We start from the raw sequence: 10,233 nt of genomic DNA, 5'->3' as shown, positions 1-10,233 counted from the left end.
CCGAAGCGCAGGCGGGCGCCCGTCGAAGGCGCGGGTCGGCTCGATCGGCGACCAGACCTGGACCTGCATCCGGCCCTGGCGGGCCAGGCCCCAGCCGACGATCTGGCGCCAGAGCGAGGCCACGGCCTCTCGATTCTCGGGCGAGGCGCTGCGGGTCATGCGGTCCAGTACGGCCTTCTCGCGGTCGGGACGCAGCTTGACGTGCGGGCCGGCGGGCGCGTCCTTGGCCTGGCCGACCCGGTCGGCGATGGCCAGGCGGCGTTCGAACAGGCTCAGGATCTCGTCGTCGAGAAGATCGATCTCATGGCGCAGGGCGGCGAGCGCCATGTGCTCGGGCGAGATGTCGGCGGGGGCCTGGTCGGCCTGGGGCCAGACCTGCTGCAGATTGGAATGGGACACGGGGAACGGGCTTTCGATTTCGACACGGCGTGGGAGGTTTGCGAGCCGCCGCCCCTAGCGGGACGGTCGCCGGCGAGGCCGTCAGGACGAAACGCCCGACGCCTCAGCCGGCGTATCGAAAGCCGTAGAAATACAGGTCCGCGGCCGCGAAAACGCGGGCGAAAGAAGTCGCAGCGATGGCTTGCGAACGGACCATGGGCCTCAAAAGCCGCAAGGATCGTGCGAGGTCAAGCGTTTCCGGCGCTCAACAGGACGAAACGCGTGCGGTTGTCGCTGGAATCCTGGATGTCGTTGCGCAGAATCGACAGGTCGTAGACCTCGGCCGCGCGCGCCGGGGCGACCGCCGCTCGCGTCGGATCGCCCGCCTCGGCCACCGCCCCGCGCGGCGCCGGCGGTATCGAAGGCCTCTACCGGCGTCACGCCCAGGGTCGCTAGCGAGGTCGGGCACTGGCGCAGGGCGATCGGATGGCTCTCGGCGGTCTTCACCGTGCGCAGGGACGCGCCGCGCGGCGCCATCAGCGCCAGCCGAATGGGACGCCAGGCCTCCGAGACCTGGGTCAGCCCGGACTGCTCCACGAGGGTCGCGGCGGGCTCGACCCTGCCGATGGTGGAATTCTCGACCGGGATCAGAACGCAACCGATCTCGCCGGCCTTCAGGGCGTTCAGAGCCGCCTCGAAGGTCTCGTAGGGCACGGCCTCGTCCCAGGGGCGCAGGTCCAGGCAGGCCTCATGGCTGAAGGCGCCGGGCGCGCCCTGGTAGCCGCAACGTCCGCCGGCCTCGTCGCCCTCGGGTCGGCCGACGCCCTGCACCTAGGCCGCCTCTGACCGCTGGCTGCGGCCCGCCTTCAGGCGTTCGGCCACCAGGAAGGCCAGTTCCAGCGCCTGGTCCGCGTTCAGGCGCGGATCGCAGTGGGTGTGATAACGGCTGGACAGGTCGTCCTCGGTCAGGGCCTGGGCGCCGCCCAGGCATTCGGTGACGTTCTGGCCGGTCATCTCCAGGTGCACGCCGCCCGGGTGGACGCCCTCGGCCTCGGCCACGTCGATGAAGCCCCTCACCTCGCCCAGGATGCGCTCGAACGGCCGGGTCTTGTAGCCGTTGCCGGCCTTCAGCGTGTTGCCGTGCATCGGGTCGATCGACCAGATGACCCGCTTGCCGTGCGCCTTGGCCGCCCGCATCAGGCGCGGCAGCCGGTCTCCGACCTTGTCCACGCCGAAGCGGCCGATCAGAGTCAGGCGGCCGGGGATGTTGTCCGGGTTCAGCGCGTCGATCAGCGGAAGCAGATCGTCCGGCTCCATGGTCGGACCGCACTTCACGCCGACGGGGTTCTTGATCCCGCGCACGAACTCGACGTGGGCGCCGTCCAGCTGGCGGGTGCGCTCGCCGATCCAGACCATGTGGGCCGAAGTGTCGAACCATTCGCCCGAGGCGCCGTCCAGGCGCGTCAGGGCGCTCTCGAGATTCAGCAACAGGGCCTCGTGGCTGGTGAAGACCTCGACCCGGCTCAGATCGGGATGGGTCTCGGGCGTGACGCCGACCGCCTGCATGAAGTCCAGCGCCTCGCCGATCTTGTCGGCCAGTTCGCGGTACTTGGCGCCGTAGGCGTTGTCCGCCGCGAAGCCCAGGGTCCAGCGGTGGATGTTGTACAGGTCGGCGTAGCCGCCGCCGGCGAAGGCCCGCAGCAGGTTCAGCGTCGAAGCCGACTGGTTGTAGGCCTTGATCAGGCGCTGCGGGTCCGGCACGCGCTCCTCGGCGGTGAAGGCCATGCCGTTGATGATGTCGCCGCGGTAGCTGGGCAGCTCGACGCCGTCGATCTCCTCGATCAGCGACGAGCGCGGCTTGGCGAACTGGCCGGCGATGCGGCCGACCTTCACCACCGGCTTGCGGCCAGCGAAGGTCAGGACCACGGCCATCTGCAGGATCAGACGGAAGGTGTCGCGGATGTTGTCGGTCGAGAACTCCTTGAAGCTCTCGGCGCAGTCCCCGCCCTGAAGCAGGAAGGCGTTGCCGGCCTCGACCTCGGCGAGCTTGGAGGTCAGGCGACGCGCCTCGCCGGCGAAGACCAGCGGCGGCATGGCGCGCAGTTCATCTTCCACGCGATGCAGCGCGGTCATGTCGGGATAGTCCGTCGGCATCTGCACGACGGGCTTCGATCTCCAGCTTTCTGGCGTCCAGCGGGTACTCATGCGGCCAAGATAGGCCGCAGTCCGTTCCGGGACAATGAACGCAGTGTCGCGCGGGCCATCAGCCCGCCGACATGTGTCCTGGCTGCTGCTTGTCGCGCAGGGTCACCAGTTCCTCGGCCATGGTGGGGTGGACGGCGCAGGTGGCGTCCCACTGGGCCTTGGTCAGGCCCGCCTTCACCGCGATGGCGGCGATCTGGATCATCTCGGGCGCCTCGGGTCCGACGATGTGGACGCCGACGACCTTCTGGCTGGTCGCGTCGACCACCAGCTTCATCAGGACGCGCTCGTCCGAACCGGTGAAGGCGTATTTCATGGGGCGGAAGCGGGTCAGGTAGACGTCGACCTCGCCTGGGCAGGAATGCCGCGCCTCGCTCTCGCTCAGGCCCACGACGCCGACCGGCGGCTGGCTGAAGACGGCGGTGGCGACGGCCTCGTAGTCGAAGGCCGTGGGCCTGTCGCGGAAGACCGTCTCATGGAAGGCCACCGCCTCGCGGATGGCGACCGGGGTCAGGTTCATCCGATCGGTGACGTCGCCGATGGCCCAGATGTTGTCCGCCGTGGTCTTTGAATAGGCGTCCACCTTGACCGCGCCCTGGTCGGTCAACTCGACCCCGGCCTTCTCCAGACCCAGACCCTTCACATGGGGAATCCGGCCGGTGGCGAACATCACGACATCGGTCTCTATGACCATTCCGTTGCCCAGCCGGTTCAGCAGGCCTGTCTCGGTCTTCTCCACGGCCTCGTGCTGGCAGCCCAGGATGACCTTGATTCCCCGCTTCTCGATCTCTCCGGCCAGGTGGGCCCGCACGTCGTCGTCGAAGCCCCGCAGGATGTTGGGACCGCGATAGATCAGGGTCGTCTCCACCCCTAGGCCCGCGAAGATGCCCGCGAACTCCACCGCGATGTAGCCGCCGCCCGCGATCAGGATGCGCTTGGGCAGTTCGGGCAGATGGAAAGCCTCCTCCGAGGTGATCGTATGCTCGATCCCCGGCATGTCCTCGGGCGACCAGGGACGGCCGCCGGTGGCGATCAGGATCTTGTCGGCGGTGATCTCGCGATCCGCCGAGCCGTCCTTCTTCAGGATCAGGACGGTGTGATTGTCCTGCAGCACCGCGCGGCCGTGGACCAGGTCGACGCCGGCCTTGCCCAGGTTGGCGGCGTAGATGCCCGACAGCCGCGCGATCTCGACGTCCTTGGCCTGGATGAATTTCGGCCAGTCGAAACTGGCCTCCACGGTCCAGCCGTAACCCTCGGCGGTCTCGAACTGGTGGGCGAAGTCCGAGGCCATGACCATGAACTTCTTGGGCACGCAGCCCCGAACAACGCAGGTGCCGCCTACGCGATACTCTTCGGCTATGCCCACCCGCTTGCCGCCCAGGGCGGTCAGACGCGCCGCCCGGACCCCGCCGGAACCGGCGCCGATGACGAAGAGGTCGTAGTCGTAGGTGTCAGCCATGTCGTCCAGGTCCGTGAGAGGGACTATCTGGTGTCAGGGAACCAGAACGTCCACCCCGCCATCCGTCCCGATGATCGCCTCGTCCGCCAGGTCCAGGAACAGGCCGTGCTCGATCACGCCGGTGATCAGCTTCAGGTCGTCGGCTAGGCGGGCCGGATCGTGGATGACCTTGCAGGCCGCGTCATAGATCAGATTGCCGCCGTCGGTGCGGACCAGGCCGCGCTCGGCGGAACGGACCCGGGCCGGCATGGCGATGTCGTGGTCGGCCAGGACGTCGGCGATGCGGTTGGCCGTGGTCTTGTGACCGAAGGCGACCACCTCGATCGGCAAGGCGAAGGCGCCTAGCGCCGGCACGACCTTGGCGGCGTCGGCGATGCAGATGCAGCGGGCCGAGGCCTCCCACACCAGCTTCTCGCGCAGCAGGGCCGCGCCGCCGCCCTTGATCAGGGCCAGGCCGGGGCCGACCTCGTCGGCGCCGTCGACGGTCAGGTCGATGCGCGGCGTGTCCTCCAGGGTGGAGAGCGGCAGGCCCAGTTCCCGCGCCAGTTCGGCGGTGGCTTCGGAGGTGGGGACGCAACGCAGGCCGGACAGGTTGCGGGCGGCCAGCGCCTTGACGAACCAGGCGGCGGTGGAGCCGGTGCCCAGGCCGACGACCATGCCGGCTTCGACCCGTTCGGCGGCGGCTTCGCCGGCCCGGCGCTTCTGATCGTCCACGCTCATTTCGCCTTCGCCGCCTTCTTCGCCCGCATCGTGTCCATGAACCGCGCCGCCCAGCCGGGCTTGGCGATCTGATCGCCGCGGCCCAGGGCCAGGTCGCCGGGACCGACGTCGCGTGTGATGACCGAGCCGGAGCCGACCATGGCCCCTTCGCCGATGGTCACGGGGGCGACGAGCGCGCTGTTCGACCCGACGAAGGCGCCTTCGCCCACCACCGTGCGATGTTTGAAGAAGCCATCGTAATTACAGAAGATTGTTCCGGCGCCGATATTGGCCTTGGCCCCGACTTCGCCATCCCCAAGATAGGCCAGGTGGTTGGCCTTGGCGCCCTTGGCCATCGCGACGTTCTTCACCTCGACGAAGTTGCCGACCTTCACGTCCTCGCCCAGGACCGCTCCCGGCCGAAGGCGGGCGTAGGGCCCGACCTCGGCGCCGGCGGCGACCGTCGCCCCCTCGACGTGGCTGAAGCTGCGGATGCGGGCGCCGGACGCGATCCTGGCGCCCTTGCCGAACACCACATAGGGCTCGACCGTCGCCCCGCCGCCGATCTCGGTGTCCCAGGCGAAATGGACGGTCTCCGGAGCCGGCATGGTGACGCCGGCGGCCAGGAAGGTCTCGCGCTGCACCTTCTGGAACAGGGCCTCGGCCTGGGCCAGCTCGCCCTGGGCGTTGACGCCCATCACCGCGTCCTCGTCCGCGAAGACCGCCCGGGTCGGCTCCCCGCGCCGACGGGCCAGCTCGACCACGTCGGTCAGGTAGTATTCGCCCTTGGCGTTGTCGTTGCGGACCTCGCCCAGAAGCTCGAACAGCAGGCCGACCGGAGCCGCCATGACGCCGGAATTGCAAGCCGTTACAGCCAAAATCTCAGCCGACGCCTCCTTCGCCTCCGTGATGGCCAGAAGGCTGTCGCCGTCCAGGATCAGGCGGCCGTAGGCGCCGGGATCCCGGGCCTCGAAGCCGATGACCCGCACGCCCTCCTGCTCGAGGAAGACGGGCTCGATATCGTCGGCCCGCAGCAGCGGCACGTCACCGTAGGTGATCACCACCTGGCCTACGAAATCGCCCAGCACCGCCTCGGCGGCGCGGACCGCATGGCCGGTGCCCAGCGGCGGGTCCTGGACGGCGATGGCGTCCTCGCCCAGCCGGCGGACCACATGGTCGCGAACCTCGGGCGAATGGGTTCCGACCACCACCACGATTCGCTCGCAGCCCAGCGCTTCGGCGGCGTCGATGGCGTGGTCCAGCATGGCCCGCCCCCCAACGGGATGCAGGACCTTGGGCAGCGGGGACTTCATGCGCGTCCCCTGCCCCGCGGCGAGGATGATGGCGGCCCGGGGTTCCCTGGACGGGGAGGCTGGTTGGCTGGTCATGAATCGGTCCGGCGGCTAGTCAACGGCCCGAGGTCTAGCCCATCGGGGCGGCCGGCGGGAGAGATGGGTGACCGAACGCGATCTTGAAGGCTGGACGATCGCCTTCGACCTGGACGGCACCCTGGTGGAAACCCACGTCGACCTGGTCGGGACGCTCAACCGGATGCTGGCCCTCCACGGCCTGCCCGAGGCGCCGATGGAAAGCGCGGCCTCCCTGATCGGCGGCGGAGCGCGGGCCCTGCTGCAGCATGGGTTCGAGCACGCCGGCGCGACTTGGGAGGAAGCGCACGCCCCGGCGCTGTTCGAGGCGTTTATCGCCGACTACGTCGATCACATCGCCGATCATTCCCGACCGTTCGACGGCGTCGTCGAGACGCTGGAACGGCTGGCGGCCCGGGGCGCGATCCTATGCGTGGCCACCAACAAGCGGACCGACCTGTCGCTTCTCCTGCTGAATCGTCTGGACCTGACCCGTCATTTCGCTGTCGTGGCGGGGCCCGACCGGGTCAGCGCGCGCAAACCGTCGGGCGCCCATCTGAAGGAGGCCGTGCTCCAGGCCGGCGGCGATCCCGCGCGGGCCCTCATGGTCGGCGACGCCTCGCCCGACACCCTGGCGGCGCGCGACGCCGGCATGCCCTGCATCGTCGCCACCTTCGGCTACAGTCCGATCCCGCCCGAGGATCTGGGCGGCGACGTCCTGATCGACGCGTTCGAGGATCTGCCGGCCGCGATCGGCCGGCTGCTCGCTCAGTAAGGCTCGACCGGCGCCGCGGCCTCCTGGATCGGCGTCCGGCGGCTGTAGCGGGCGAAGGCGACGATCACGGCGTAGCAGACGATCGGCGCCACCAGGGCGAGGCGCAGGGTCGAGGCGTCGGCCACCGCGCCCGTCAATGGCGGGATCAGGGCGCCTCCGACGATGGCCATGCAGATGATGCCCGACCCCTCGGCCGCCTTCTTGCCCAGGCCCGCAGAGGCCAGGGTGAAGATGGTCGGGAACATGATCGCGTTCATCAGACCGACGGCCAGGATGGCGTAACCCGAGATCGTCCCCGTCGTCAGGCCCGAAACCGTCAGGAGCAGGATCGCGCCCGTCGCGACGGTCGCCAACACCTTCCAGGGCGCGACGCGGGTCAGCACCAAGGCGCCGATGAAGCGGCCGACCATGGCTCCGCCCCAGTAGAAGATCAGCAGTTCGCCCGCCTGCCGCGCGGCCAGGCCGAGGGTGTCGGCCTGCATCAGGTAGTTGACCATGATGCTGGCCACCGCGACCTCGGCGCGACGTAGACGAAGATGGCCAGCGACCCGAAGGCGAAGCGCGGCCGCTTCAGCAAGGCGAAGGCCTGAGCGACGTTGACGGCGGGGCCGTGATCCTCGCGCAGGCGGCCGCGGTTCAACCAGACAACGGCGGCGACCACGAAGATGGCGGCGGCGATGGCCAGGTAGGAGACGGTTATGACCTGGGTCTCCTGGGCGCGATAGGCGGTCAGCGCCGCGCCCGTCAGCGTGCTTTGGTCCACGGTCGCCAGCGATCCCAGGATCACGATGGCCCCGACATAGGGAAAGACGGTGGTTCCCAGCGAGTTGAACGCCTGGGCGAAGGTCAGGCGGCTGGACGCCGAGCGCGCCTCGCCCAGCAGGGAGATCAGCGGATTGGCTACGACCTGAACGATGGTCACGCCCGAGGCCAGGACGAACAACGCGGCCAGGAAAGCCGGAAACTGGCCGGTGTTCGCCGCCGGCAGGAACAGCAGGCAGCCGGCCATCATCACCAGCAGGCCCAGCGCCGCGCCGCGCAGGTAGCCGGTCCTTCGGATGAGCAGCGCCGCCGGCAGCGAGACGATGAAATAGGCGGCGAAGAAGGCCGACTGGATCAGCATCGCCTGAAAGTAGTTGAGGACGAACAGCTCCTTCAGCTTCGGAATGAGCACGTCGTTCAGGCTGGTGATGCCGCCGAAGATGAAGAACAGGCCAAAGACGAACCACTGCAGGGTGGCGATGTTGGCGGGCGCTTCGAGCGAGGCGCGGGTTTGCGGCGTGTCGGGCGTGGCGATCATTTCCGGACGGTAGCCCGATCGCCCGATTTCGCAATCGGCATCCCGCGCCGTTGCCAATGGCGGGAGGCGTCAACATGTTGGGGGACCGACCTTCCCGGACACGCCGCATGCTCCGTCGCTTCTTCGCCATTCCGCTCTGGCAGCGGACCGCCGCCGGCTTCGTGCTGGGCATCGTCGCCGGGCTGATCCTGCGAGAGCGGGCGGAGGTCTGGCTGCAGCCGATCGGAGACGTCTATCTGAACCTGATCCGCATGGTGGTGGCGCCCCTGGTGCTGTTCACCATCGCCAGCTCGATCGCCAAGCTGGGCGAAGGAGTCGGCGCCGTGCGCCTGGGCGTGCGGACGATCGTATGGTTCGCGATCACCTCCCTGCTGGCCGTGCTGGTCGGCTTCGCCTTCGGCCACCTGATCAATCCCGGCCTGGGGCTGTCGAACCTGCCGCTGGGCGAAGTCCGCGAGCGGGTGATCCCGACGCCGTTGGAGGTGCTGATCGGCATCGTGCCGACCAACCCCTTCGCCGCCCTCAGCGAGGGCAAGGTGCTGCAGATCATCTTCTTCTCGGCCCTGGTCGGCGCCGCCCTGGTGGCGCTGGGCGATCGGGCGCAGACCGCGCGCCGACTGGTGGATGAAGGCGCGTCGATCGTCTTCCGCATCACCCGCTGGGTGATCCAACTGACCCCATTCGGGGTGTTCGGCCTGATCGGATCGGTGGTCGGCGGCTACGGCTGGGAGGCGCTGCTGCCCCTGGGCAAGTTCATCCTGGCCATCTACGCGGCCTGCCTGTTCCACATCCTGGTCGTCTATTCCGGCCTGCTGAAGCTGCACGGGCTGAAGGCGCGCAGCTTCTTCCGCGGGGCCTTCGCGGCCCAGCAGACGGCCTTCGCCACCTCCTCCTCGCTGGGCACCCTTCCGGTCACCTTGCGCCAGACGGTCGAGCGGCTGGGCGTGCCCCAGGCCTACGCCGCCTTCGCCGTGCCGCTGGGCGCCAGCGTCAAGATGGACGGCTGCGGCGCTATCTATCCCGCCATCGCGGCGATCTTCATCGCCCAGTATTTCCAGATCGACCTGTCCCTGACCCAGTACGTCCTGATCGGGCTGACGGCCGTGCTGGGGTCGCTGGGCACCGCCGGGGTGCCGGGCACCTCGATCGTCATGCTGACCCTGACGCTGGCCACCGTCGGCCTGCCGCTGGAAGGCATCGGCTACATCGTCGCCATCGACCGGATCATCGACATGATGCGCACCGCGACGAACGTGACCGGCCAGATGCTGGTGCCCGTCCTGGTCGCCAAGGAGGAGAAGATTCTCAATCAGGACGTCTACGACGGCCACGTCGCCTGGTTGCCCGGCGATCCGGACGCCGAGACCGTCGAGGGCGTGCGCGCGTCCGGAATCTGAACCCCCAGCCAAGTTGCGCTGACCGCTTGCGCGCTTCGGACGACCGGGCTATGTCCCCGCCTCCCCGTTCGCGCGCCGATCCGGGGCCCGAAGGATGGATGCGTAGCTCAGCGGGAGAGCACCTCGTTCACACCGAGGGGGTCACAGGTTCAATCCCTGTCGCATCCACCATTTCCTTCAGATCTTCGCGTCCGTCAGAGGCCGTAGCCCTCGTCCACGCAGGCCACGGGCTCGTTGACGACAGTGAAGCGACCGTCGGCGCCGACCTGGACCGCCGTCTCGGCACGCAGCAGGCCCAGCTCGCCGTCGTCGACGGCGTAGTCTTTCCCGACCAAGCCGATCAGGCCGGCCTCCGGCGTCGCGTTCTCCAGGCCGCGGCTGGCCCGCTGGCAGTCATAGGCGATGTAGCTTTCGGCTGTCCGCCCCGAGAGGCGGACCGTGTCCAGGCCGCGCCAGAGCGCGTGGTCGCCGTCACGGCCGATCTCCACCTTCGAGACGAAGATCCAGTCGCGCGGGTCGGACGACGACCGGAAGGGGCTGACCGCCGTGGCGTCGCGGACAATCGATCCGCCGTAGTTCTCGTAGCCGGCGATCCCGCGGTCTTCGCCGCCCGACCAGGTCGCGCCCACAAGGGCCCGCTCGTCGCCGGACGCCGA

General features: G+C 68.9%; 11 protein-coding genes and 1 tRNA gene. 3 read left to right on the top strand and 9 right to left on the bottom strand.

Annotated features, from left to right (window positions below; genetic code table 11):
* The 6 genes from AC2W7C_RS08170 to glmU form a co-directional block, all read right to left on the bottom strand.
* On the bottom strand, positions 1 to 399 hold a 399-nt coding region (locus tag AC2W7C_RS08170; protein ID WP_486000989.1), incomplete at its 3' end, for a chorismate mutase.
* A 201-nt stretch (positions 400 to 600) separates the two neighbouring features.
* Positions 601 to 1,209, bottom strand: coding sequence for a prephenate dehydratase domain-containing protein (locus tag AC2W7C_RS08165; RefSeq protein WP_486000988.1), 609 nt, complete (start codon positions 1,207 to 1,209; stop codon positions 601 to 603).
* Entirely contained in the window at positions 1,210 to 2,583 is a 1,374-nt protein-coding gene (locus tag AC2W7C_RS08160) for a class II 3-deoxy-7-phosphoheptulonate synthase (RefSeq protein WP_486000987.1), read from the bottom strand.
* 58 nt (positions 2,584 to 2,641) lie between these two features.
* Positions 2,642 to 4,039, bottom strand: coding sequence for a glutathione-disulfide reductase (gene gor, locus AC2W7C_RS08155; protein ID WP_486000986.1), 1,398 nt, complete (start codon positions 4,037 to 4,039; stop codon positions 2,642 to 2,644).
* Positions 4,040 to 4,072: 33 nt separating this feature from the next.
* Positions 4,073 to 4,759 (bottom strand): ribose-5-phosphate isomerase RpiA, encoded by a 687-nt coding sequence (gene rpiA / locus AC2W7C_RS08150; protein WP_486000985.1) that lies wholly within the window; start codon positions 4,757 to 4,759, stop codon positions 4,073 to 4,075.
* Positions 4,756 to 6,126 (bottom strand): bifunctional UDP-N-acetylglucosamine diphosphorylase/glucosamine-1-phosphate N-acetyltransferase GlmU, encoded by a 1,371-nt coding sequence (gene glmU / locus AC2W7C_RS08145; protein ID WP_486000984.1) that lies wholly within the window; start codon positions 6,124 to 6,126, stop codon positions 4,756 to 4,758. The genes rpiA and glmU overlap by 4 nt, the downstream gene beginning before the upstream one ends.
* A gap of 67 nt (positions 6,127 to 6,193) precedes the next feature.
* Between glmU and AC2W7C_RS08140 the strand changes: the two genes are divergently transcribed.
* Complete coding sequence (locus AC2W7C_RS08140; RefSeq protein WP_486000983.1) at positions 6,194 to 6,880, top strand: HAD-IA family hydrolase; 687 nt, start codon at positions 6,194 to 6,196, stop codon at positions 6,878 to 6,880.
* Here the strand turns inward: AC2W7C_RS08140 and AC2W7C_RS08135 are convergent.
* Positions 6,874 to 7,389 carry an MFS transporter gene (locus tag AC2W7C_RS08135; RefSeq protein WP_486000982.1) on the bottom strand — a complete coding sequence of 172 codons (516 nt, stop codon included), beginning with the start codon at positions 7,387 to 7,389 and terminating at the stop codon, positions 6,874 to 6,876. The genes AC2W7C_RS08140 and AC2W7C_RS08135 overlap by 7 nt on opposite strands.
* A complete protein-coding gene (locus AC2W7C_RS08130) occupies positions 7,362 to 8,180 on the bottom strand; it encodes an MFS transporter (RefSeq protein ID WP_486000981.1) in 819 nt (272 codons plus the stop codon). The genes AC2W7C_RS08135 and AC2W7C_RS08130 overlap by 28 nt, the downstream gene beginning before the upstream one ends.
* Positions 8,181 to 8,287: 107 nt before the next feature.
* On the opposite strand from AC2W7C_RS08130, the gene AC2W7C_RS08125 reads away from it, so the two are divergent.
* Positions 8,288 to 9,577 (top strand): dicarboxylate/amino acid:cation symporter, encoded by a 1,290-nt coding sequence (locus AC2W7C_RS08125; RefSeq protein ID WP_486000980.1) that lies wholly within the window; start codon positions 8,288 to 8,290, stop codon positions 9,575 to 9,577.
* Between the two features lie 96 nt (positions 9,578 to 9,673).
* A tRNA-Val gene (locus tag AC2W7C_RS08120) sits at positions 9,674 to 9,748 on the top strand.
* Between the two features lie 23 nt (positions 9,749 to 9,771).
* Here the strand turns inward: AC2W7C_RS08120 and AC2W7C_RS08115 are convergent.
* Positions 9,772 to 10,233 (bottom strand): hypothetical protein (locus tag AC2W7C_RS08115; protein ID WP_486000979.1); only part of this gene is annotated, 462 nt, incomplete at its 5' end.

Source organism: Brevundimonas sp. CURTG3B2_SDJG (assembly GCF_057364705.1).
The sequence above is the reverse complement of the archived record's forward strand: the minus strand, read 5'-3'. Positions and strand labels throughout refer to the sequence as shown.